The following is a 22366-nucleotide window of genomic DNA, read 5'->3' on the forward strand; positions in this document are numbered from 1 at the left end:
CCGGCACCGCAGTCTCACCACCGCGGGGCCAGCATGTCAACCGGGAACGAGCCCTCTTGACAGGTGGTGCCCGTCACGTCCAGGGTGACGCTGACCGTTCTGCGGACACCTGTCCGCTGCTATCCCGAGGAGACGACGATGTCCACCCCCGACGCCCGCCCGTTGGTGCTCCGCGGCGGCACCGTGCTGACCATGGACGACGCGCACACCGTCCTCCCGCGGGGCGACGTCCTCGTCGTCGACGGCAAGATCGCGGCGGTGGGCGAGCGGCTCGACGTCCCCGAGGGCACGCAGGAGGTCGACGCCACCGGCGGAGTCGTCATGCCCGGCATGGTCGACACCCACCGGCACATGTGGCAGACCGCGATGCGCGGCTACGGCGCCGACTGGACCCTCACCCAGTACTTCGTCTGGTACTACCTCGAGCACGGCAAGACCTTCCGCCCCGAGGACGTGCACGCCGGCAACCTGCTCAGCGCCTGGGAGGGCCTGGAGGCCGGGGTCACCACGACGGTGGACTGGAGCCACGGCCTGCAGAGCGTGGACCACGCCGAGGCCGCCGCCGACGCGCTGCTCGCCGTCCCCGGCCGGTTCGTGCTGGCCTACGGCAACATCCAGGCCGGCCCCTGGGAGTGGACCGCCGACCCGGCCGTGCAGGCCTTCCTGAAGCGCCGGGCCGACGAGGGCAAGCTCGGGCTGCAGCTGGCCTTCGACGTCACCGGCGACCCGGCGTTCCCGGAGAAGGCCGCCTTCGAGGTGGCCCGCGAGCTGGGCCTGCCGGTCACCACGCACGCCGGCGTCTGGGGTGCGACCTCCGACGCCTCGATCCAGCTCATGCACGACGCCGGGTTCATGACGCCGGAGACCGTCTACGTGCACGCCGCCTCGCTGAGCACCGACAGCTACCACCGGATCGCCGCGTCCGGCGGCTCGGTGTCGGTGTCCACCGAGAGCGAGCAGAGCGCCGGCCAGGGCTACCCGCCCACCTGGCAGGTCCGCAAGCACGGCATCCCGGTCTCGCTGTCGATGGACACCAGCGTCTGGTGGTCGGCGGACCTGTTCTCCGCCATGCGCACCACGCTGGGCGCCGACCGGTCGCGCGAGCACCTGGAGGCCCACGTCGAGGGCAACACCGTCACCCAGGTGCACCTGCGGGCCGAGCAGGTCGTCGAGTGGGCCACCCGCGGCGGCGCCCGCGCGCTGGGCCGGGACGACCTGGGCTCGCTGGAGCCGGGCAAGACCGCCGACGTCGTGCTGATCAAGAACGACGCCTCGCCGGTCTCGTTCCCGCTGCTCAACCCCTACGGCCACGTGGCCTTCCAGGCCCAGCGCGGCGACGTGCACACCGTGCTGGTGGGCGGCCGGGTCGTGAAGAGCGAGGGCCGGCTGGTCGGCTACGACGGGGCCGCCGTCCGCTCGGCCGTGGAGAGCACCGTGGAGCACCTGCGCGGCGCCATGGGCGAGGAGACGTGGCAGGCCGGCATGAACCCGGCGATGCCCGAGGACGGCGACGACGTCCTGGACAACCCGTACACCTACACCGACTACAAGAGCGAGGACACCCACGGCGCCCGGGGCTCGCTGTTCGGCGACTGATGGCCGGCCGCGGGCACGGCCCGGACTTCGTCGAGGCGCTGGCCCGGGGGCTCGACGTCCTCCGGGTGTTCTCCGCCGACCGGCCGGTGCTGTCGCTGTCGGAGGTGGCCGGGGCGGCCGAGCTGGCCCGGCCGACCGCCCGCCGGCTGCTGCTGACCCTGGAGGAGCTGGGGTACGTGGCCGCGGCGGACGGCGGCTACCGGCTGACGCCCAAGGTGCTGTCGCTGGGGATGGCCTACATCGGGTCGCTGGGCCTGTGGGACATCGCCCGGCCGCACCTGGAGGCGTTGGTGGCGCGCACGGGGGAGTCCTCGTCGATGGCCCAGCTCGACGGGTCCGACATCGTCTACGTCGCCCGGGTCGCCGTGCCGAAGCTGATCACCCTCCGGGTGGAGATCGGCACCCGGTTCCCGGCGGTGCAGACCTCCCAGGGCAAGGTGCTGCTCGCCGCGCTGGACGGCGACGACCTCGCCGCCGCGCTCACTGAGCCCTCCCGCTCGGGCCTGCCGCGCTACATCGGCCGGAGCGCGGAGCAGCTGCACGACGAGCTGGCCGAGGTCCGGGCGCGGGGCTGGGCGCTGGCCGACGAGGAGCTGGCACCCGGCGTGCGGTCGGTCGCCGTCCCGGTGCGGGACGGCACCGGGGCGGTGCGGGCGGCGGCCAACGTCACCGTGCACGCCGCGGAGACCGGCCGGGAGACCCTGCTGGAGGAGCACCTTCCGCTGCTGCTGCGCACGGCGGGGGAGATCAGCGGCGAGTGGGCGGCCTGGCAGCGGCGGCCGCACAGCACGGTTCAGCGCGCGACGTCGGTGTCCGTCGCCACCTGAGCCAGGAACCGGCCGACCGCCGTCGGGTCCTGGCTGCGCTCCCAGCCCAGCGTGGAGGGCCGCTGCGCGCGGTCGTGCCAGAAGTGCGGTGCCCGGGACGACGGCCGGGTGGCGACCAGCCAGACGGTGGTGTCCGCGCCGTCCTCGGGGGTGCGCAGCAGCGGGGCCATCACCTTGCCGAAGCCCGGGATGGACGCCGTGACGCCGTCGGTGGCCACCCAGCCCGGGTGTGTCGAGTAGACGCCGACCCGTCGGCCGGCCAGCCGCTGCGCCCAGTCCGCGGCCAGCACGACCTGCATGCGCTTGGTGCGGGCGTAGGCGCGCACCCCGCTGTACTCGCCCTGCGTGAACTCCAGGTCGTCGTCGCGCAGGCCGGCGCCGTACATGCCGCCGGAGGACATCCAGACCACCGCGGACGCGCCGTCGACCAGGGTGTCGGCCAGCAGGGCGGTCATCAGGTGCGGGCCCAGCACGTGGACGGCGAGGGTGAGCTCGTGGCCCTGCGCGGTCTCCGAGCGCTCCGGCGGCAGCGCGCCGGCGTTGTGCACCAGGCCGTGCAGCGCGTCCACCCGGCCGGTGAAGTCCGCCGCCCAGGCCCGGACGGCGGCCAGGTCGCCCACGTCGCAGACCTCGGCCACCACGTCCGCGCCCCGGTTCTCCGCGGTCAGCCGGGCCACCAGGTCGTCGGTCTTCGCGCGGTTGCGGCCCAGCACGTGCACGGTGGCGCCCAGGTCGAGCAGGCCCTCGGCGATCGCCGTCCCGATGCCCGAGGTCGCCCCGGTGACCAGCACCCGCTTCCCGGCCATCGAGCCCGGCGCCGGGTCGGCCGGCCACCAGCGGCGGCGCAGCGCCGGCCCGAGCTTGCTGTAGCCGGGGACCACCGCCCGGTCGAGGAGGGCGTCGGCGATCCGGGTCAGCGGGGTGGCGGGCACCGGCACATGCTGGCAGCTACCCGGCGGGGCGGCGCAGGGTGCACAGCTGGGCGACCCGGCCGACCGGACCGGCGTCGTCGTGCAGCACGGTCGCGGTCAGCCCGTGCCCGCCCGGCCCCCAGCTGACCGCGGTGTCCATGCCCACCCACGGACCGGTCGGCTCCCGGAACAGGTGCGCGGTCAGGTCGACGTTCGGGTAGAACCACCCGCGCCGCTCCGGGCCCTGCACCAGGCCGTTGGCGGTGTCGGCCAGCGTGAGGAACCGGGCCAGCCCGCCGACCTCCTCGCCCTCGACGAGGTCCTGCCGCGACCGCAGCCACGCCTGGGCCCGACCCGGCGCGACGTCGCGGTGCCGCAGCTCCAGCGAGGCGATGTAGCCCCCGGGCCAGCCCACGCTCATGTCCCACGCCGGCAGCTCGTCCCGGGCGGGCAGGGCCGGCTCGGCCGACGACGCCACCTCGGCGGTGTCCGCCCCGGCCAGCCGCCAGGCCCGCGCCCGGACGACGTCCCGGCCGGCCCAGGTGACCGTCGCCTCGACCAGCTCGATCGTCCTGCCCGGCCGCACCGTCGCCACGGTCACCTCGACCTCGTCGACGCCGATCACGCCGAGGATGTCCACGGCCAGCCGCTGCACGGGCGCCCCGCCGCCGGCGGTCACCAGGCAGTGCGTGACCAGCCCGATCGTCGGGGCGATGTGCTGCTCGGCGGGGTTCCAGCCGCCGCCGGTGTGCTCGGTCGCGCGGAACCGGCCGCCGCCGTCGGGTGCGGTGCTCAGCCGCTGGAAGTACGCCACGTCGTCCGATCCTGCCCGGCGCCACACTGGGGACCGTGACCACCATCCCCGCCCTGGGCATCGCCGAGGCGGCGCAGCGCTCGGGCCTGACCCCCCACACGCTGCGCTACTACGAGCGCGACGGGCTGCTGCTGGCCGCCGTGGACCGGGACGCCGGGGGCCGCCGGCGCTACACCGAGCGGGACCTGGAGTGGCTGGCCATGCTCGCGGCGCTGCGGGCCACCGGCATGCCGATCCGCGACGTCCGCCGCTACGCCGCCCTGGTCCGCGGCGGGGCCGGGTCGGAGGCCGAGCGGCTGGCCCTGCTGCAGGACCACCGCGACCGGGTGCAGGCCCAGCTGGCCGAGACCGCCCGGCACCTGGACGCCATCGACGCCAAGGTCGACCGGTACCGGGCCCAGCTGTCGAGTTGACTTCGAGCGCGCTCGAAGGAGTTGGCTGGGAGCCATGACCTCGACCCCCACCCCTCTCGGCTCCCGCACCCTCGGCACCGGCCCCGCCGGCCTCACCGTCTCCACCCTCGGCCTGGGCTGCATGGGCATGAGCGAGTTCTACGGCGCCCCCGACGAGCAGGCCGGGCTGGACACCATCGCCCGCGCCCTGGACCTCGGCGTCACGTTCCTGGACACCGCCGACATGTACGGCCCGTTCACCAACGAGCGGCTGGTCGGCCGGGCGATCGCCGGCCGCCGCGACGAGGTGCAGCTGGCCACCAAGTTCGGCAACAAGCGCGGCGAGGACGGCTCCCGGCTGGGCATCGACGGCTCCCCGGAGTACGTCCGGTCGGCCTGCGACGCCTCGCTGCAGCGCCTGGGCGTGGACACCATCGACCTCTACTACCAGCACCGGGTCGACCCCACCGTGCCGATCGAGGACACCGTCGGCGCGATGGCCGAGCTGGTCACCGCGGGCAAGGTGCGCTTCCTCGGGCTCTCGGAGGCCTCCGCGGAGACCATCCGCCGGGCGCACGCGGTGCACCCGGTCACCGCGGTCCAGACCGAGTACTCGCTGTTCACCCGCGACCTGGAGGACGACGTCCTGCCGGTGCTCCGCGAGCTCGGGATCGGCCTGGTGCCCTACTCGCCCCTGGGCCGCGGTCTGCTCACCGGCGCGGTCACCCAGACCCCGGCGCAGGGCGACAGCCGGGCCAGCGGCTACTTCCCGCGCTTCGAGGGCGAGGCGCTGGCGGCCAACCTGGTTCTCGTCGACCGGGTCCGCGAGCTGGCCGCCGAGGTGGGCTGCACCCCGGGTCAGCTGGCCCTGGCCTGGGTGCTCGCGCAGGGGCAGGACGTCGCCCCGATCCCGGGCACCAAGCGGGTCCGCTACCTGGAGGAGAACGTGGCCGCGGCCGGCGTCCGGCTCGACGACGCGGCGCTGACCAGGCTCTCCGAGGCCGTGCCCCGCGACGCGGTGGCCGGCGACCGGTACGGCGACATGTCCTCCATCGACCGCTGAGCAGGTCCGGTGGGTACCCGAGGTGTCGTCTTTCCCCCACCCGGGTACCCACCGGCGCCCCCCTCGTGCACCATCCGGACTAGAATGTCGGAGGCCGATGCTTCAGCCGCCCGGCCTCCGACCACCCGTCCCTCACGTGGGCGGCCTGTGCCGCCCATCCGTGGGCGGCCTCTCCGCCAGGACCGATGTGTCCTCGCGACGCCGCACGACATCCTCAGGAGAGGCGAGATGAGCACGACAGTCGCCGACAGCACCACCGCCAAGACCCCCCGCAAGAAGGCCGCCGCGGGCGCCCGCAAGGCCCGGTCCACCGACGGCGAGTCGGTGCAGATCGCCCCCGCGCCCGACGCCGACGCCGAGCTCGACGACGACACCGACGTCGCGGACGAGCCGGCCGTCCCGGCCGCCGCCTCGACGTCCTTCGAGTGGGACGAGGAGGAGTCGCTCGCCCTGCAGAAGGCCCGCAAGGACGCCGAGCTGGCCACCTCGACCGACGCCGTCCGCGCCTACCTCAAGCTGATCGGCCGCGTCGCGCTGCTGACCGCCGAGCAGGAGGTCGACCTCGCCCGCCGCGTCGAGGCCGGGCTCTACGCCGCGCACAAGCTCGCCGAGAGCGACGCCAAGTTCACGCCCACCATGCGCCGCGACCTCAACTGGGTCGTCCGCGACGGCGAGCGCGCCAAGACCCACCTGCTCGAGGCCAACCTCCGCCTGGTGGTCTCGCTGGCCAAGCGCTACACCGGCCGCGGCATGGCGTTCCTGGACCTGATCCAGGAGGGCAACCTGGGCCTGATCCGTGCGGTCGAGAAGTTCGACTACACCAAGGGCTTCAAGTTCTCGACCTACGCGACGTGGTGGATCCGCCAGGCGATCACCCGCGCGATGGCCGACCAGGCGCGCACCATCCGCATCCCGGTGCACATGGTCGAGGTCATCAACAAGCTCGGCCGCATACAGCGTGAGCTGCTCCAGGAGCTGGGCCGCGAGGCCACCCCCGAGGAGCTGGCCAAGGAGATGGACATCACCCCGGACAAGGTGCTGGAGATCCAGCAGTACGCCCGGGAGCCCATCTCGCTGGACCAGACCATCGGCGACGAGGGCGACAGCCAGCTCGGTGACTTCATCGAGGACTCCGAGGCCGTCGTGGCCGTCGAGGCCGTGTCCTACGGCTTCATGCAGGAGCAGCTGACCTCGGTGCTGCAGACGCTGTCCGAGCGCGAGGCCGGCGTGGTCCGGCTGCGCTTCGGCCTGTCCGACGGCACCCCGCGGACGCTGGACGAGATCGGCCAGGTCTACGGCGTGACCCGCGAGCGGATCCGCCAGATCGAGTCCAAGACGATGTCCAAGCTGCGCCACCCGTCCCGGTCGCAGGTCCTCCGGGACTACCTGGACTGAGCGACGTACCTCAGCGGCCCGGAACCGACTCGGTCCCGGGCCGCTGGCGTACGGAGACCAGGACGACCCCGGCGACGGCGGCCGTCGCCGCGCAGACCGCCCACACGGTGAGGTAGCCCGACAGCGGGGCCGCGCCGGCCGTGGGGTCGTCGATGCCGCCGGTGGCGGCCAGGGCGACCGCGAAGACCGCCGAGGCGATCGCGCCGCCGATGGTCTTGGTGGTGTTGGTCATCCCGGCGGCGAACCCGGTCCGGTCGGCCGGGGCGGCGGCCACCGCGGCCGTCGGCAGCGCGGCCACCAGCAGGCCCGAGCCCACGCCGGCCACGCCCATGTTGGTCAGCGCCTGCGCCGCGGTGTCGTGGAACGGCAGCCACAGGGCGTACCCGACGGCGACCGTGGCGCAGCCCGCGGCCATCGCGCCCCGGGTGCCCAGCGCGCGGGCGACCAGCGGCAGCAGCAGCGCGCCGGCGAGCAGGGTGAGCACGTAGAGCCCGATCAGCACCGAGACGAACGACGCGGCTGCACCCAGGCCGTACCCGGTCACCGCGGGGTCGGCCCGGGCGAACGTGGACAGCGGCACCTGGGCGCCCAGCACGGACATGCCGAACAGGAACGCGGTGAGCTGGATCGGCCACTGCCCCGGCGCGGCCAGCACCGGCACGTCGACCAGCGGCTCGGCCTGCAGGGCCTCCACCCGGACCAGCAGCACCAGGGTGGCCAGCCCCGCGGCGACCAGGAGCCAGGGCAGCACGGCGCCGGGCCCGAGCAGCCGGACGGCGACCAGCCCGGCCATCACCAGCAGCAGCGCGGTCGTCAGCAGGGCCAGGCCGGGTAGGTCCAGGCGACCCGGTGCCCGGGCCCTGTCCGGTTCGATGCCGAACCGCACCACGGCCAGGCACAGGGTGACGACGACGGCCGGCAGGGCCAGCAGCACCGGGACCGGCAGCACGGTCACCAGCGCCCCGCTGCTCAGCGCGCCGACCAGCACACCCACCTGCAGGAAGGCGACCAGCGTGCCCGCCGCCCGACGGGTGCGCCGGTCGTCGGCGGCCGCGCGGCGGTGCACGACCGCCACCTCCAGCGGCAGCCAGACCACGTAGGCGCCCTGCAGCGCCGAGCCCACGACGAACACGCCGAACCCGGCCGCGCCGGTGGTCGGGGCCAGCGCCATCACCCACGTGCCGAGGGCGGTGACCGCGGTGGACACCAGCAGCACCCGCCGGTGGCCGTGCAGGTCGGCCAGCCGAGCCAGCACCGGGACCAGCAGCGCCGAGGCCACCAGTTGGGCGGCCTCGAACCAGTTCACGTCGCCGTCGCCGATGCCCAGCGCGCGGGCGACGTCGGTGAAGACCGGCGTGTAGAAGCCCTGCAGCACGCCGCTGGCCACCTCGACCACCGAGAGGGCGCCGACGATCGCGAACAGGGTCTGCGCGCCCGGGCGGGTCACGGTGCTCATGCCGGCAGCTCCTCGACCAGGCGGCGGTACCAGTCGACCCCGGCCAGCAGATCGGCGACGCCGATCCGCTCGTCGGCGGCGTGGATGGTCGCCCGCTGGTCCTTCGTCATCCGGAACGGGGTGAACCGGTAGACCCGGTCGCACAGGCCGGTGAAGAAGCGGGCGTCGGTGGCGGCCATCATCACGTAGGGCGTGGGGACGGCGTCCGGGAACAGCTCGCCGGTGATCCGCTCCAGCAGCGCGAACGCGCCGTCGTCCCAGGGCGAGACCGGGCTGGGCTCGTTGCGCTCCACGACCTCGACGCGGATGCCGGGCCCGACGGTGCGGCGCACGTGGTCCAGCACGCCGTCCACGGTGTCGCCGACCATCACCCGCATGTTCACCCCGGCTCGGGCGGTGGAGGCGATCACGTTGAGGGCGGGGGAGCCGGACAGCGTGGTGACCGCGACCGTCGTCCGGACCATGGCGGCGGCCTCGGCGCCGGCGGCCCGCAGCACCCGGGTGAGCACGGGGGCCAGCCGGTCGGCCCGGCCGAGCACCGGGCGCAGCGGCGCGGGCAGGTGCGGGGCGAGCCGGCGGAGCAGCTCCAGCGTCGGGGCGGGGGCGCGCAGCGGCAGCGGCGCCTTCTCCAGCGCGGTGATCGCCGCGGCCAGCCGGGCGGTCGGCCCGCCGCGGGCGGGGGTGGAGGCGTGGCCCCCGGCGCCCTCGGCGACCAGCTCGACCGACGTGACGCCCTTCTCGGTCACCCCGACGACGGCCAGCGGGGCCCGCACCAGCGGGAAGGCGTCGGCGGCGACCGCGCCGCCCTCGTCGAGCACGAACCAGGGCGCGACGCCGCGCCGGCGCAGCTCGTCGACCGCGTCGGTGGCGGTGGTGCCGGACACCTCCTCGGTCGAACCGAAGGACAGCCACACGTCGCGGGCGGGGACGAAGCCGCGCTCCAGCAGCTGCTCGACCGCGGCGCAGATGCCCACCACGGCGCCCTTGTCGTCCAGCGTGCCGCGGCCCCACACCATGCCGTCGTGGATCTCCGCGCCGAAGGCGGGGTGCGTCCAGGCGCCCTCGACCGGGACGACGTCCAGGTGCGCCATCAGGACGACGGGACCGGCATCGGTCCGGCCGGGCCAGCGGACCAGCACCGCGTGCGGCTCGATCTCGATCCGCTCCAGCTCGTGCAGCCGCGGGAAGTGCTCGGCCAGCGCCGCCCGCAGCGCGACGAACGGCGCCGGGTCGGTGCGGGCCGGGTCGCGCTCGGCGACGGTGGGCTGGCGGACGAGGTCCTGCAGCGCTCGGACGGCGGGGTGCTCGCTCACGCGCGGGATGCTGTCACGCGCGGGCGACATCACGTGACGAATCGCCCGTGATTCCTTGGTCGGAGCTGTGCAGGTGGTTACCGTGGTGCCGTCGCCCCGCAGGGGTGACGCCGTCGAGTCGCCCGCGAGGGCGAGCCGGGGACCCATCGCAGTTCTGGGGTGCATCCCGCTGCTGGTCGAACGTGACCGGCAGGGGGTAGGGCGACTTCCCGCCCGAACCCGTCAGCTAACTCGGTAGGCGGCCACTGGAAGACATCGGAGTTCCGCCGGATGGCGTCCCCCCGTGCGCGGCACCACCGCGCTCCCTCCCGTCGGCACCGCCCGGCGATGTACCTCGGCGTCACCGCCGCCGGCGCCGTCCTGGCCAACGTGCTGGTCGGTGCTGCCCCCGCGGCCCCCGTCGCCGTGGCCGAGCCGGCCAGCGTCGCCGCGGAGCTGGGCCTGACCGCCCAGACCTCCCCGGACCTCGGCCAGCTGGCCGACCTGGCCGCCAGCCGCAGCACGCGTGAGGACCAGCAGGTCGCCGCCGCCGCCGCGCAGGCTGCCACCGACCAGGCCGTGCTCGACCAGCAGGCCGCCGCCGCGGCCGAGGCCGCCGCCGCGGTGGCCGCTGCCGCCGAGGCCGCCACGGCCGCAGCCGCAGCCCAGGCAGCGGAGTCGGCGGCCGAAGCATCGGTGTCGACGGCCGCCGTCGCAGGCGTTGCGCAGATCACGAACTCCGCGGGCCCGGTCCGCCCGGTGACCCAGGCCGCGGCCGACGCCGTGGTGAGCAACGTCCCGGGTGCCGGGGCCATCACCATCGGCGGTACCCGGGCCAGCGCCACCGACCCGGGAGGTCACCCGTCCGGTCTCGCGCTGGACTACATGGTGCTCGGCGACGAGGACCTGGGGAACGCCCTCATCGACTACCAGATCGCCAACTGGTCGGAACTCGGGGTCGAGTACCTCATCTACCAGCGTCGGATCCTGTCCTCACCCGGTGGGTCCTGGGTGGCGATGGAGGACCGGGGCGGGGTCACCGCCAACCACGAGGACCACGTGCACGTGAACTACCGCTGACTCACGTCCCGCAGTAGGTGACGAACCCGCCGGCCGGGCCCGGCTCGGCGTAGCGGGCGAGGTCGGGGCGCTCGTCGAAGGGACGGCGGAGCACCTCGACCAGCCGCTCGACCGGGCCGAGGTCGCCGGCGGTGGCGGCGTCCAGCGCCTCCTCGACCAGGTGGTTGCGCGGCACGTACACCGGGTTGACCCGGTCCATGGCGTCCGCGTCGGGGCCGGCGGCCAGCCAGCGCGCGGCCCAGGCGTCGAACCCGGCCAGGTCCAGCACCAGCCGGCGGGCCGGCTCGGCGTCCCCGCGGGCCGCCGCGCCCAGCGCCCGGAAGAACCCGGTGTGGTCGGGGTGGTTCGCGTCCAGCAGCGCCTGCAGGTCGGTCACCAGCGCCGGGTCGGCGTCGGTGTCGACGTCCGGGCCGAGCCCGAGCTTGGCCCGCATCCCGGCGGCCCACGCCACCTCGTAGCGGGGCAGGAACGTCTCCAGCACCGCCACCGCGGTCGGGATGGCCTGCTCCGGGTCCTCGTGGATCAACGGCAGCAGGGCCTCGGCCAGCCGGGCCAGGTTCCACTGCGCGGCCAGCGGCTGGTTGCCGTAGCGGTACCGGCCACCGGAGTCGATCGAGCTGAACACGGTGTCGGCGTCGTGGGCGTCCAGGAAGGCGCACGGGCCGTAGTCGATCGTCTCGCCGGAGATCGTCATGTTGTCGGTGTTCATCACCCCGTGCACGAACCCGACCAGCATCCACCGGGCGAGCAGGTCGGCCTGGACGGCGACGACGTGCTCGTAGAGCGCCAGCGCCGGGTTGTCGGCGTCGGCGGCGGCCGGCACGTGCGCGGCGATCGCGTGGTCGGCCAGCCGGCGCAGCAGATCGACGTCCTCGGTGGCCCGCACCAGCTGGAAGGACCCCACCCGCAGGTGGCTCGAGGCGGTGCGGGCCAGCACGGCGCCGGGCTGCGGCGTCTCCCGCTGCACCGTCCGCCCGGTGGCCACCACGGCCAGCGAGCGGGTGGTGGGGATGCCCAGCGCGTGCATGGCGGTGCTGACCACGAACTCGCGCAGCATCGGGCCGACCACCGCGAGCCCGTCACCGCCCCGCGACCACGGGGTGCGCCCGGACCCCTTGAGGTGCAGGTCCAGCCCGGCGAGGTCGCCGAGCAGCAGCGCCCGGCCGTCGCCCAGCCGCGGGCTGTAGTTGCCGAACTGGTGGCCGGCGTACCCCTGCGCGACCGGCCGGGCGCCGTCCGGCACCTGCGTCCCGGTGAGGAACGCGAGGCCGGACGGCGACCGCAGCCACGCCGGGTCCAGCCCCAGGCCCGCGGCGACGCCCTCGTCGAGGGCCAGCAACCGCGGGTCCGGCGCCTCGTCGGCCTGCCAGGGGACGGACAGCTCCGGGAGGGCGTCGGCGAACCGGTGGCCGAGCTGGACGGTGGTCTGCGTGCTGCTCACCCCTCCGACGGTACGAGGCCCGGCTTCAGCTGCACCTTCTGCCAGCCCTCCTCCTTGGCCCGGAACTTGGCGTAGGCCTCCGGCGCCTGGCTGATGGGCAGGCGGTGGGAGGCGAAGGTGTCCACGCCCAGCGGGTCGTCGTCGGTGAGCAGCGGCATGATCTCGGGCACCCACCGCTTCACGTTGCACTGGCCCATGTGCAGGCCGAGCTGCTTGTCGAAGAGGGTGAGCATCGGGATCGGGTCGGCCGCACCGCCGTAGACGCCCGACAGCGAGATGGTGCCGCCGCGGCGGCAGATGTCGATCGCCGAGTACAGCGCGGCGAGCCGGTCGACGCCGGCGGCCTTCTGGATCGGGGCGGCCAGCGCGGAGGGCAGCAGCCCGGCCGCCTTCTGCACGAAGGTGGTCGCCGGGGAGCCGTGCGCCTCCATGCCGACGGCGTCCACGACGGAGTCCGGGCCGCGGCCGTCGGTCATGTCCCGGATGGCGTCGCCCAGGTCGTCCTCGTGCTCGCGCAGGTCGACCACCTCGATGCCGCGGGCCCGCACCCGGGCCAGCCGGTCGGGCACCAGGTCGACGCCGATCACCCGGTAGCCCTTGTGCTTGCCGATCCGGGCCGCGAAGTCGCCCACCGGGCCCAGGCCCAGCACGACCAGGGTGCCGCCGTCGGGCACCTTGGCGTACTCCACGGCCTGCCAGGCGGTGGGCAGGATGTCCGACAGGTAGGCGAACCGGTCGTCGGACGGGCCCTCGGGCAGCTTGATGTGGGTGAACTGCGCCTGCGGCACCCGCAGGAACTCGGCCTGCCCGCCGGGGACGGAGCCGTACATCGACGAGTAGCCGAACAGCGCGGCGCCCGAGCCCTGGTCGCGCACCTGGGTGGTCTCGCACTGGGTGTACAGCCCCTGGTTGCACATCCAGCAGTGCCCGCAGGAGATCTGGAACGGGATGGAGACCCGGTCGCCGACCCGCAGGTCGCCGGTCTCGCCGCCGACCTCGACCACCTCGCCCATGGTCTCGTGCCCCATCACGTCGCCCACGTTCATGAACGCCGCCAGGGGCTCGACCAGGTGCAGGTCCGAGCCGCAGATGTTCGTCGTCGTCACGCGGATGACCGCGTCCGTGGGCTGCTGGATGGTGGGGTCGGGGACCTCGTCCACCCGGATGTCGCCCTTGCCGTGCCAGGTCACTGCCTTCATCGCTGGTTCCTCTCGGGTCGTGCGCGCACCGCACCCGTGGTCTCCAGGCCGGAGTGACCACGGCGTCCTCCCCAGCGCGGAGGGGGGCCGAAACGGTCCCGTGCGCATGCGGGCAACTCCCAGGTCACGCACAGCCCACGCTGGGCCAGGCCGGGGACGGTGGTGCCCTGACCCGAGGAGACCTGATGCTCGCCCTGCTCGCCTTCGTGCTGCTGCTGTTCCAGCTCGTGCTGATCGCCCGCGTCGTCGTGGACTGGGTGGGCGTGCTCGCCCCGGCCAGCGGCGCCCGCCTCGGCGGTGCCCGCCGATTGGTGCACCGGGTGACCGAGCCGGTGATCGCCCCGGTGCGGCGGGTGCTCCCGCCCCTGCGGATCGGCGGGATGGGCATCGACCTTGCCTTCACCGTCGTCTTCCTGGGTGTCGTCGTCCTGCGGTCCGTGCTGCTCTCGCTCTAGGCGGTGAAGGGCGTGACCTCGTCCGGGGTCACGGTGAAGGGGTTCGCCCAGTCCGAGGTCGCGCCGGTGATCGGTGCGGCGTCGGTGACGACGGTGCAGGGCGGGCCCGGGTAGATGGCCAGCACCCGGGTCGGCGACGTGAGCTCCTCGGTGAGCTCGAGCAGTTCGCCGCGGCGCATGCGGCTCGTCGTCCTGGTGCCGGTCAGCTCCTCGCCGACCGCGGCCACCCAGCGGGCGCCGTCCAGCTCGAAGGTCACGGCGGCGACCCGTCGGCCGGGCGGGGCCGGCTCGACCGCGGCGAACTCGGCGAGCGCCTCGTAGAGCCGCTCGGCCTGGTCGGGGTCGGCGGCGCGGGGCAGGAAGAAGGCAGGCACGACGGCAGTCTGACCGGGTGCACCGACAGTCCCGGGCGCGCTAGCGTCCCGTCCGTGCACCGGTTGACGGTCGAGGAGGCCCGGCAGGTCGCCGTCCGCGCCCAGCTGCTGGACGCCGACCGACCGCCCGGGCTGCTGGACGTCGTCGACCGGCTGGCCCTCCTGCAGCTCGACCCGACCGCCGCGGTGGCACCGAGCGCCGACCTGGTGCTGTGGACCCGGCTCGGCGCGGCCTACGACCCGGCGGACCTGCAGCAGGCGCTGGACGTCGACCGCACCCTGTTCGAGATGCACGCCACCGTGCGGCCGATGGCCGACCTGCGGCTGTTCCGTGCGCGGATGGAGCGGGCGCCGGCCTACCGGCAGCCCCGGGAGTGGCTGGCCGCCAACCAGTCCTTCGCCGCCGACGTGCTGGCCCGGCTACGGGACGACGGACCGCTGCTGTCCAAGGAGATCGCCGACACGGCCGAGGTGCCCTGGGCGTCGACCGGGTGGACCGGCGCCCGCAACGTGACCCAGATGCTCGAGGTGCTGTGCGGTCGCGGCCAGGTCGCGATCAGCGGCCGGCGCGAGAAGCAGCGGCTGTGGGACCTGGCCGAGCGGGTGTACCCGGCGGACGTGGAGGTGCTGGCGTTCGACGAGGCCGAGCGCGAGCGGGACCGGCGCCGGCTGCGGGCACTGGGCATCGCGCGGGCGAAGACCGACCAGTCCTCGGTCGAGGCCAACGACGTGGGCGAGGCCGGGGAGCCGGCGGTGGTCGACGGCGTGCCGGGGGAGTGGCGGGTGGACCCCGCCCAGCTCGACCGGCCCTGGACCGGTCGGACGGCGGTGCTGTCGCCGTTCGACCGGCTGGTGCACGACCGCCGCCGAGCCCTGGAGCTCTTCGGCTTCGAGTACACGCTGGAGATGTACAAGCCCGCGGCGAAGCGACGGTGGGGCTACTTCGCGCTGCCGGTGCTGCACGGGGACCGGTTGGTCGGCAAGGTCGACGCGGCCGCCGACCGCAAGGCCGGGACGTTCACGGTGGCCGCCGTCCACGAGGACGTGCCGTTCACCCCCGACGTCGCCGACGCCGTGGACGCCGAGCTGGCCGCGCTCGCCGGCTGGCTCGGTCTGGAGCTGCGCCGCTAGCGCGTCGCGAGGTCGGCCAGGATGTCGAGCTGGGTCTGCCAGACCGGGGACGACGGGTCGATGAGCACGAAGTGGTCGCCCTCGACCTCGGTCAGGGTGGCGTCCGCACCGGCTGCCTGGGCCGCGTCGACGTAGGCCACGGACTGGGACAGCGGCACGTTGCCGTCGTCCCGGCCGTGCACGCACCGCACCGGGACGGCGAGCGGGATCTGCTGCAGCGGGTCGACCGACGCGTCCGGCGGGCCGCCCACGAAGTCCTGGACGGCGCCGGCGCCGAGCCGGTCGGCCGCCGCCGTCCGCAGGTCCAGCACGCCGGCCTGCGACACCACCCCGGTCAGCGGGACGGCGGCACCCTGCCGGCCGGCCGCCCAGACGGCCAGGTGGCCGCCCGCCGAGTGGCCCAGGCCGAGCACGGTGGTCAGGTCCAGGCCGGTGCCGGCGAGGGCGTCGATGCCGGCCGCGACGTCGTCCAGCGTGGCGGGGACCCCGCCCCCGTCGCCCACCCGGCGGTACTCCAGGTTCCAGGCGGCCCAGCCCTCGGCGGCCAGCGAGTCCGCCAGCGGCGTGCCCAGCGTGGCGTCGTACTGCGACCGCCAGAAGCCGCCGTGCACCACCACGACGACCCCGCGCGGGGTGCCCTCGGGCCGGTGCAGGTCCGCCCACTGGCTGGGGTCGTCGCCGTAGCGGATGCGGGTGGTGCCCCCGGGGGCGGCGGGCGGGGGCGAGGAGCAGCCGGCGGTCACCGCGCCGAGTGTGCCCCAGGCGGCGAGGTGCAGCAGGGCGCGTCGTCCGAGGGTCAGCACGCCCTGCGTTCGCGCCGTGGCCCGCGCGCGGACGTGCCCCGGAGCCGACCTGTGCGCGGGTCGGTAGTCTTGTGCACCTGGGCCCGGACGGGACCGGCGGCAGCGGTCCGCCCGGTGGACGGTCCGCCCAGTGGACGGAACTGCCGGTCACCGGTGGCGCTCCACCGTTCCCCGCCGCGACGGCGGGTCAGCGGTGCGACGCCGCCCGCCGGGGACCACGGGCGGCCGACGTGCGCAGCACGCCGGGCCGCCGGGACCGCGCACGAGCGCGGCGCACCGCGGGCAGCGACCCGTACGTCGGAGGAGGAGCACGTGGCTCGAACAGGCCAGCGCCGGGACGGTGCACGGCGCACCGCCGGGCGGCACGGGCAGCGTGCCCGCACCACCGACCTCGTCGGCGAGCTCGCCCGCGCGGTGCGCGACGTCGAGGCAGCGGCCAAGCGCGGCCGGGTCACGCCGTCCGTGCGGGCGACGTTCCAGGCGGTGGCGCTGCTGCTGCGTGAGGAGCGGGCCCGCGTCCGGGCGGCGGCGATGAGCGACAGCCAGCGCGGCGACCAGCTCAAGCGGCTGGAGGGCATCGCGACGATCCTGGCGACCACCGCCGTCCGCGACTCCGGGCTGCTGGCGCTGCTGGGCGAGGACGCCGTGGTGTCCGACGCCGCCCGTCGGACGGCCCGGGAGATCAAGGCCGCGCTGGGCGTGGAGCCCGAGCCGGAGGAGGAGCCGGAGCCGGTGGCCACCGCACCGGTGGAGGCGCCGCGACGGGTCGTGCCGCAGTCGGTGGTGTCCCGGCAGCTGGCCAACCCCTTCCTGGCGCCGGACTACGACGCCGCGGCCACCCAGCGCGGCCCGCGGGCCGGTCGGCTGGCGGGCTGGGAGCTGATGGGGCCGCTGCTGGCCTCCTTCGAGCGGGCCAGCGGGGGAGCGCCGGCGTGCATGCCGCTGCCGTTCCCGACCCAGCGGTTCACCCCGGCGGGGCTGGAGCTCATGCCGCACCAGGGCCAGCTGGTCGCCTCGGTCGCCGAGGGGCACCGCAGCTTCCTGCTCGCCGACGAGCCGGGCCTGGGCAAGACCGCGCAGGCGCTGCTGGCCGCCGAGGCCGCGATGGCCTACCCGCTGCTGGTGGTCGTGCCCAACGTGGTCAAGACCAACTGGGCCCGCGAGGCCGCGGTGTGGACGCCGCACCGCCCGGCGACGGTGGTGCAGGGCGACGGGGACAACGTCGACGGGTTCGCCGACATCGTGATCGTCAACTACGAGGTGCTCGACCGGCACCGCGGCTGGCTCGGCGACTTCGGGTTCCGCGGGATGGTCGTCGACGAGGCGCACTTCATCAAGAACACGTCGTCCCAGCGCTCGCAGCACGTGCTCGGGCTGTCCGACGGCCTCCGGCTGCGGACGGCGAAGCCGCTGCTCATGGCGCTGACCGGGACGCCGCTGATCAACGACGTGGACGACTTCCGGGCCATCTGGCGGTTCCTCGGGTGGGTCGACGACAGCAAGCCGCTGGCGGAGCTGACGGAGTGCCTGGAGGGCACCGGGCTGGTGCCGGCCGACCGGGAGTTCTACGACTCCGCGCGGCGCTGCGTGATCGACATGGGCATCGTGCGCCGCCGCAAGGTCGACGTCGCCGCCGACATCCCGGCCCGGCGCATCGCCGACCTGCCGGTGGAGCTGGACGGCGCGGCTGGCCGCTCGATCCGGGCCGCCGAGCGCGAGCTGGCGGCGCGGATGGTGGCGCAGTACCGGCAGGCGATGGCCTACCGGGACGTCACCGACGACGAGCTGGACATGGACCTGGTGCGCCGGGTGGCCAAGTCGGAGCTCAAGGACGCGATGACCAAGCAGAACGGGGAGAACGTCTTCTCGATGATGCGGCGGATCGGCGAGGCCAAGGCCGAGCTGGCCGCGGACTACGCCGCGCAGCTGGCCCGCAGCGCCGGCAAGGTCGTCTTCTTCGCCAAGCACATCGCGGTGATGGACATCGCCGAGGCCTCGTTCGAGAAGGCCGGGGTGCGGTTCTCCTCGATCCGGGGCGACCAGACGCCGTCGGCCCGGCAGAAGCAGGTCGACGCGTTCGTCAACGACCCCGAGGTGTCGGTCGCGGTCTGCTCGCTGACCGCGGCCGGGGTGGGGCTGAACCTGCAGGTGGCCTCCAACGTCGTGCTGGCCGAGCTGTCGTGGACCGACGCCGAGCAGACCCAGGCCATCGACCGCAGCCACCGCATCGGGCAGACCGAGCCGGTCACCGCGTGGCGGATCATCGCCGCGCAGACCATCGACTCCCGGATCGCGGAGCTGATCGGCAGCAAGGCGGGCCTGGCGGCCCGGGCGCTGGACGGCTCCGACGAGGAGGTCGTCGCCACCGGCGACGTCCAGCTGGAGGCCCTGGTCTCCCTGCTGGTCGACGCGCTGGCTGCCTGAGGACCGGCGCCGCCGAGTCCGAGGCCGCCGCGCCCTCCCACCGACCAGGCGGCGTTCCCCTGCCGCATGCAGGAGTGTCTCTGCGGTGACCACACCGGAACTGCACGGGGAGAAGACGCAGCTGCGTCCTTGGCGGGAGACCGATCTCGACGTCGTCCTCGGCGTCACGGACGACCCACTCATCCCGCTGATCAGTCAGGTGCCCGCTGAACGGGACACCGCGGGAGCACTCGCGTTCGTGGCAGCCCAGATCGAGCGGTCCGAGGAAGGCCTCGGCTGGGCGTGGGCAGTGGTCCCGTGTGGAGGCGGTGAGGTGGTCGGCTACGTCGGGGCTCTGTGGGTGGCGGAGCCGGCCGGCCGTGCCTCGGTGGGCTACTGGACGGCCGCCGGCGGGCGGCGGCGTGGGCTGATGTCCGATGCGGTCACGACGGCATCGGACTGGCTGCTGGTCGACGCAGGCGTTGCCCGCCTGGAGGCATACATCGAGCCGTGGAACACCGGTTCCATCCGGGTCGCGGAGCGGGCCGGGTACGAGCGCGAGGGACTCATGAAGTCCTTCGCCCCCATCGGGGGCCGGCGAAGGGACGCCTACCTCTACGCCCGGGTGGCGCGCTGACGGCCCTGCCGAGATGGCTCACGGCAGGTTCCCCCAGGCAGCGCAGGTTCGCCGAGAGGCTTACCGGCCGGCCGGGAACAGGGGTGGGTCGTCGGTGTGCAGGTCGGGGAGCGGGTCGCCGCGGGTGTCGGTGAGTGGTCCGATCAGGATCTCGGTGCCGTCTGGGCGGTGTGTCCGCCACCGGTGTTGGTCGGGGTCCCAGGTGAGTGCGAAGCCGTGGTGGACCTGGGTGTGGTGGCGTTCGCAGAGCAGGGCGGTGTTGTCGAGGCTGGTGTCGCCGCCGTCGATCCAGTGGACGAGGTGGTGGGCGTCGCACCACCAGGCGGGGGCATGGCAGCCGGTGAACACGCAGCCGCCGTCGCGAACCTCGGCGGCCCGCCGGATATGGGCGGGGACGAGTCGCTTGGCGCGGCCGACGTTGAGGGGCAGGCTGTCGGGGCCCAGGACGATGCGGGCGATGTCGGCGTCGCAGGCGGCCTGGCGGGCGACCAGGCTGGAGGCCGTCGCTCCTGAGCCGAGCTTGGTCGCGGCGGCGACGCCGGTGGGGTCAGCGAGGTCCTCGAGCTGGATGAGGGCGGTGAGCTGGGGCTTGACCGTGCGCAGCACCGGAAGGTCACCGGCCGCCAGGTGCAGGTCCGCGAGCTGGACTAGGGCGTCGGCGGCGCGTTGCTCCGGGAGGCGGAGGTCGCCCTCGCAGCGACCAGCGGCCGAGATGGCTTCGAGTGCGGCTTCGACCTTCTCGCCACCTGCGGCGTCGAGGGATCCGCGCAGGATGCGCGAGCCGTCGGCGCGGCGGGTGATGCGCAGGTGACGTCCGGCGGTGGGGTCGACCGGTGCGGGGCCGTCGGGGTCGATGAGGTCGGCGATCCGCTGGCACACCTGCGGGAGGGTGCGGGGGTGGTCGCCGGTGATCGTGTCGGTGACGGCGTGGTCGGCGGCGGTCATGTCCTGGCCGGCGGCTTCTCCGGTGGACCAGATGTCGGCGGTGAGGATGCGTCCGATGACGCCGAGCTGGCCGTGGCTGACTGCGCCCTCGGCGGCTGCAGCGGCCAGGACCGGCATACGCTGGAGCACCCGCCCGGCGGCGAGCACCGCCGCGGCCTCGGGTCCGGTGGCTCCGACGTGCCCGCGCAGCCAGGGCCGCATGCCGGTCAGGCCGTCTGCGGAGGCGGCTTCGTGGGTCTCGGCGTGGACGACGACCCGTGCGAGCTCGGTGGTGATCAGGTTCTGCGCCCTGGCCAGTCCGCGGGCACGGTCCAGCAGCTGCGCTGACGTCGCGCTGCCCAGCTCGGCATCGACGGCTGTCAGCAGTGCGGCGATGACCCCGGCGACGTCGCCCGGTGGGGGTTCGGGCAGTCGCCGGGCTGCCGCCACGGAGGAGCTGGCCGGTGCTCGGTCGGCCCCGAGCGCACCGGGCGGCAACGCCTGGGGCACCCACCCCGAGGGCGTGGTGCGCGGCGGTGTGCCGGAGTCCAGACCCACTTACCGACCCCCCGTCGCGCTTCGAACACCTGATCGAAGAATACCGCCTCGCTCTTGACCCGGCGAGGCAAACGGGCAGGTCAGATGGGTAGCGCGTCAACTGCAGGGAGTTGTGGCTGAGACTGGGTGGCGGTGGTCCGGGCGGGGGAGGGCGGGGCGGTGTCCTCCTGTCCGCGCGCACCGGTGGCGAGCCGGCCGGCACCGAGACCGGGGGAAAGCCGACACCATGGCCGGCCACCCACAGAGATCAGCGGCGAGCGGATACGCGGTGGGTGCGGAGGAAGCCGGGGACGTCCCGCGGCGTGACCTCGCCCGTCCTGGCGAAGTCCGCCCACACCTGGCGGAGCTGCCGACCCCGCCGCTCGACGTCGGACCAGTCGGCGCCGGCGATCAGCGGGGCACCACGCCAGGCGGCCTCGTCGGTGAACAGCAGCGGGAGGTCCACGCAGTGCGCGGCCCGGTACGGGCTGCCCGGCGCGCCCCAGTCCAGCCGGTAGGTCGAGGCCCGGCCACCGGCGGCGGCGTGCCGGCGGGCGAAGGACCGGACGGCGCCGCCGTAGACCTTCCAGCTGGCGACGGCCACCGCGCCGCGGCTGAGCAGCGGTCCGACGACGGGCAGCGCCAGCACCCGGGCGAGCGGGGCGGCCGGGGTGGCGGCCAGCCCGGGCAGGAACAGCGCCACCTCCCGCGGCGTGCTGCCGATCAGCAGGTCGACCTGCGGGGCGGCGTCGGCCCAGGCGGCGTCCAGGTCGTCCTCGGCCGGGAGCGGGGCGACGCCGTACCGGGTGCCGAACGGCATCGCGGCGACCAGACCGAACGGGGGCGGCCGCGGCCTCGACGCGGGCCTCGGCGGCGAGCAGCTCGGGCAGCGGCGTCCGGGCGTCCAGGTCACCGGCCGCGGCGTCCATCGCCGCGGACATCCGGGCCCGGCCGCGGCTGATGCCCAGCGGGGCGCTCTGCACGATCGCTCTGGAGAACAGTCCGCGGGCGCCGTCGGCGATCATCAGGTGGGCGACCGCGTCGCCGCCGGCGGAGTGGCCGAACACGGTGACGCAGCCCGGGTCGCCGCCGAAGCCGGCGATCGCCCGCTGCACCCAGCGCAGCGCCTCGATCTGGTCCAGCAGGCCCAGGTTCGCCGTCCGGGCGGTGCCGCCCAGGTAGCCGAGCAGCCCCAGCCGATAGGTCACCGCCACCACGACGACGCGTTGCTCGCGCACCAGGGCGCCGGGGTCGAAGACGGGGGAGTCCCCGGCGCCGGCGCGGTAGGAGCCGCCGTGCAGGAACACCATCACCGGGAGCCCGTCGGCGTCGGCCGGCGCGGTGACCGACAGCCGCAGGCAGTCCTCGTCGACGGTGAGCTCGCCCATCGCGTCGACGAGCAGGTCGTCCAGCAGCGGGGTCGGGTTCTGCGGGCAGGCGGGGGACAGGCTGGTCGCCGGTACCGGCTCGCTGGCGATCGGCTCGGCCACCGGCAGGCGGAAGCGCTCGGCACGGGCGTACCGGATGCCCGTCGCGCGCACCAGGTCGCCCTCGCGGCGCGCGGTGAACACACCGGCTCCGGTCTCGACGTCCACCAGGTCCTCGAGCCGGTCCGCACCCACCGGCCGCACGCTAC

General features: G+C 74.7%; 20 protein-coding genes, 1 pseudogene and 1 riboswitch. Of the genes and pseudogenes, 10 read left to right on the forward strand and 11 right to left on the reverse strand.

What is annotated here, in order from left to right; all coding sequences use genetic code 11:
- Positions 1-138: 138 nt before the first annotated feature.
- Both UXQ13_RS12180 and UXQ13_RS12185 read left to right on the forward strand, forming a co-directional pair.
- Complete coding sequence (locus UXQ13_RS12180) at positions 139-1596, forward strand: amidohydrolase family protein (RefSeq protein WP_336392376.1); 1458 nt, start codon at positions 139-141, stop codon at positions 1594-1596.
- On the forward strand, positions 1596-2423 hold the full coding sequence (locus UXQ13_RS12185; protein WP_336392377.1) for an IclR family transcriptional regulator domain-containing protein: 828 nt from the start codon (positions 1596-1598) through the stop codon (positions 2421-2423). The genes UXQ13_RS12180 and UXQ13_RS12185 overlap by 1 nt, the downstream gene beginning before the upstream one ends.
- Here the strand turns inward: UXQ13_RS12185 and UXQ13_RS12190 are convergent.
- Together UXQ13_RS12190 and UXQ13_RS12195 are read right to left on the reverse strand one after the other, a co-directional pair.
- Positions 2390-3355 carry an SDR family NAD(P)-dependent oxidoreductase gene (locus tag UXQ13_RS12190; protein WP_336392378.1) on the reverse strand — a complete coding sequence of 322 codons (966 nt, stop codon included), beginning with the start codon at positions 3353-3355 and terminating at the stop codon, positions 2390-2392. The two genes, UXQ13_RS12185 and UXQ13_RS12190, sit on opposite strands and share 34 nt — an antisense overlap.
- Before the next feature lie 16 nt (positions 3356-3371).
- Positions 3372-4148 (reverse strand): thioesterase family protein, encoded by a 777-nt coding sequence (locus UXQ13_RS12195; protein ID WP_336392379.1) that lies wholly within the window; start codon positions 4146-4148, stop codon positions 3372-3374.
- Between the two features lie 35 nt (positions 4149-4183).
- Here UXQ13_RS12195 and UXQ13_RS12200 point away from each other — a divergent pair, with 35 nt between their 5' ends.
- The 3 genes from UXQ13_RS12200 to UXQ13_RS12210 all read left to right on the forward strand — a co-directional run bounded on the left by UXQ13_RS12200 (position 4184) and on the right by UXQ13_RS12210 (position 6998).
- On the forward strand, positions 4184-4561 hold the full coding sequence (locus tag UXQ13_RS12200) for a MerR family transcriptional regulator (RefSeq protein WP_336392380.1): 378 nt from the start codon (positions 4184-4186) through the stop codon (positions 4559-4561).
- 34 nt (positions 4562-4595) lie between these two features.
- Positions 4596-5603: an aldo/keto reductase gene (locus UXQ13_RS12205; protein ID WP_336392381.1), complete on the forward strand. Its 1008-nt coding sequence runs from the start codon at positions 4596-4598 to the stop codon at positions 5601-5603.
- A 228-nt stretch (positions 5604-5831) separates the two neighbouring features.
- Positions 5832-6998: an RNA polymerase sigma factor gene (locus tag UXQ13_RS12210; RefSeq protein WP_225235595.1), complete on the forward strand. Its 1167-nt coding sequence runs from the start codon at positions 5832-5834 to the stop codon at positions 6996-6998.
- Between the two features lie 10 nt (positions 6999-7008).
- Here the strand turns inward: UXQ13_RS12210 and UXQ13_RS12215 are convergent, their stop codons facing one another.
- Positions 7009-8454, reverse strand: coding sequence for an MFS transporter (locus UXQ13_RS12215; RefSeq protein WP_336392382.1), 1446 nt, complete (start codon positions 8452-8454; stop codon positions 7009-7011).
- Entirely contained in the window at positions 8451-9767 is a 1317-nt protein-coding gene (locus tag UXQ13_RS12220; protein WP_336392383.1) for a M20/M25/M40 family metallo-hydrolase, read from the reverse strand. Before UXQ13_RS12220 ends, UXQ13_RS12215 begins: the two co-directional genes overlap by 4 nt.
- Positions 9768-9868: 101 nt before the next feature.
- Positions 9869-10023: riboswitch (cyclic di-AMP (ydaO/yuaA leader) on the forward strand.
- A 71-nt stretch (positions 10024-10094) separates the two neighbouring features.
- On the opposite strand from UXQ13_RS12220, the gene UXQ13_RS12225 reads away from it, so the two are divergent.
- Positions 10095-10826 (forward strand): VldE C-terminal domain-containing protein, encoded by a 732-nt coding sequence (locus UXQ13_RS12225; protein ID WP_336392384.1) that lies wholly within the window; start codon positions 10095-10097, stop codon positions 10824-10826.
- 1 nt (position 10827) lies between these two features.
- Here UXQ13_RS12225 and UXQ13_RS12230 read toward each other — a convergent pair whose 3' ends face one another.
- Together UXQ13_RS12230 and UXQ13_RS12235 are read right to left on the reverse strand one after the other, a co-directional pair.
- On the reverse strand, positions 10828-12267 hold the full coding sequence (locus UXQ13_RS12230; protein ID WP_336392385.1) for a protein adenylyltransferase SelO: 1440 nt from the start codon (positions 12265-12267) through the stop codon (positions 10828-10830).
- The gene (locus UXQ13_RS12235) at positions 12264-13466 is read right to left on the reverse strand and encodes a zinc-dependent alcohol dehydrogenase (RefSeq protein ID WP_336392386.1); all 1203 of its coding nucleotides are present in this window, start codon (positions 13464-13466) and stop codon (positions 12264-12266) included. The genes UXQ13_RS12230 and UXQ13_RS12235 overlap by 4 nt, the downstream gene beginning before the upstream one ends.
- A gap of 185 nt (positions 13467-13651) precedes the next feature.
- On the opposite strand from UXQ13_RS12235, the gene UXQ13_RS12240 reads away from it, so the two are divergent.
- Positions 13652-13921 carry a YggT family protein gene (locus UXQ13_RS12240; RefSeq protein ID WP_336392387.1) on the forward strand — a complete coding sequence of 90 codons (270 nt, stop codon included), beginning with the start codon at positions 13652-13654 and terminating at the stop codon, positions 13919-13921.
- On the opposite strand, the gene UXQ13_RS12245 is transcribed toward UXQ13_RS12240, so the two are convergent.
- Positions 13918-14295, reverse strand: coding sequence for a hypothetical protein (locus tag UXQ13_RS12245; protein ID WP_336392388.1), 378 nt, complete (start codon positions 14293-14295; stop codon positions 13918-13920). The genes UXQ13_RS12240 and UXQ13_RS12245 overlap by 4 nt on opposite strands.
- Before the next feature lie 54 nt (positions 14296-14349).
- Here UXQ13_RS12245 and UXQ13_RS12250 point away from each other — a divergent pair, with 54 nt between their 5' ends.
- On the forward strand, positions 14350-15426 hold the full coding sequence (locus tag UXQ13_RS12250) for a DNA glycosylase AlkZ-like family protein (protein ID WP_336392389.1): 1077 nt from the start codon (positions 14350-14352) through the stop codon (positions 15424-15426).
- Here the strand turns inward: UXQ13_RS12250 and UXQ13_RS12255 are convergent.
- Complete coding sequence (locus tag UXQ13_RS12255; protein ID WP_336392390.1) at positions 15423-16229, reverse strand: alpha/beta hydrolase family protein; 807 nt, start codon at positions 16227-16229, stop codon at positions 15423-15425. The genes UXQ13_RS12250 and UXQ13_RS12255 overlap by 4 nt on opposite strands.
- A gap of 312 nt (positions 16230-16541) precedes the next feature.
- Here UXQ13_RS12255 and UXQ13_RS12260 point away from each other — a divergent pair, with 312 nt between their 5' ends.
- Positions 16542-18653 carry a DEAD/DEAH box helicase gene (locus tag UXQ13_RS12260; protein ID WP_336392391.1) on the forward strand — a complete coding sequence of 704 codons (2112 nt, stop codon included), beginning with the start codon at positions 16542-16544 and terminating at the stop codon, positions 18651-18653.
- Positions 18654-18738: 85 nt separating this feature from the next.
- The gene (locus tag UXQ13_RS12265) at positions 18739-19269 is read left to right on the forward strand and encodes a GNAT family N-acetyltransferase (protein ID WP_336392392.1); all 531 of its coding nucleotides are present in this window, start codon (positions 18739-18741) and stop codon (positions 19267-19269) included.
- 60 nt (positions 19270-19329) lie between these two features.
- Here the strand turns inward: UXQ13_RS12265 and UXQ13_RS12270 are convergent, their stop codons facing one another.
- The 3 genes and pseudogenes from UXQ13_RS12270 to UXQ13_RS23655 form a co-directional block, all read right to left on the reverse strand.
- Positions 19330-20751, reverse strand: a complete 1422-nt coding sequence (locus tag UXQ13_RS12270; protein WP_336392393.1) for an HNH endonuclease signature motif containing protein — start codon at positions 20749-20751, stop codon at positions 19330-19332.
- A gap of 247 nt (positions 20752-20998) precedes the next feature.
- Positions 20999-21550: a hypothetical protein gene (locus tag UXQ13_RS12275; RefSeq protein ID WP_336392394.1), complete on the reverse strand. Its 552-nt coding sequence runs from the start codon at positions 21548-21550 to the stop codon at positions 20999-21001.
- Between the two features lie 163 nt (positions 21551-21713).
- Positions 21714-22361, reverse strand: a pseudogene (locus UXQ13_RS23655) (carboxylesterase family protein); the annotation flags it as partial.
- Between the last annotated feature and the right edge of the window lie 5 nt (positions 22362-22366).

It is taken from the genome of Klenkia terrae, from assembly GCF_037083865.1.
GTDB lineage: Bacteria > Actinomycetota > Actinomycetes > Mycobacteriales > Geodermatophilaceae > Klenkia > Klenkia terrae.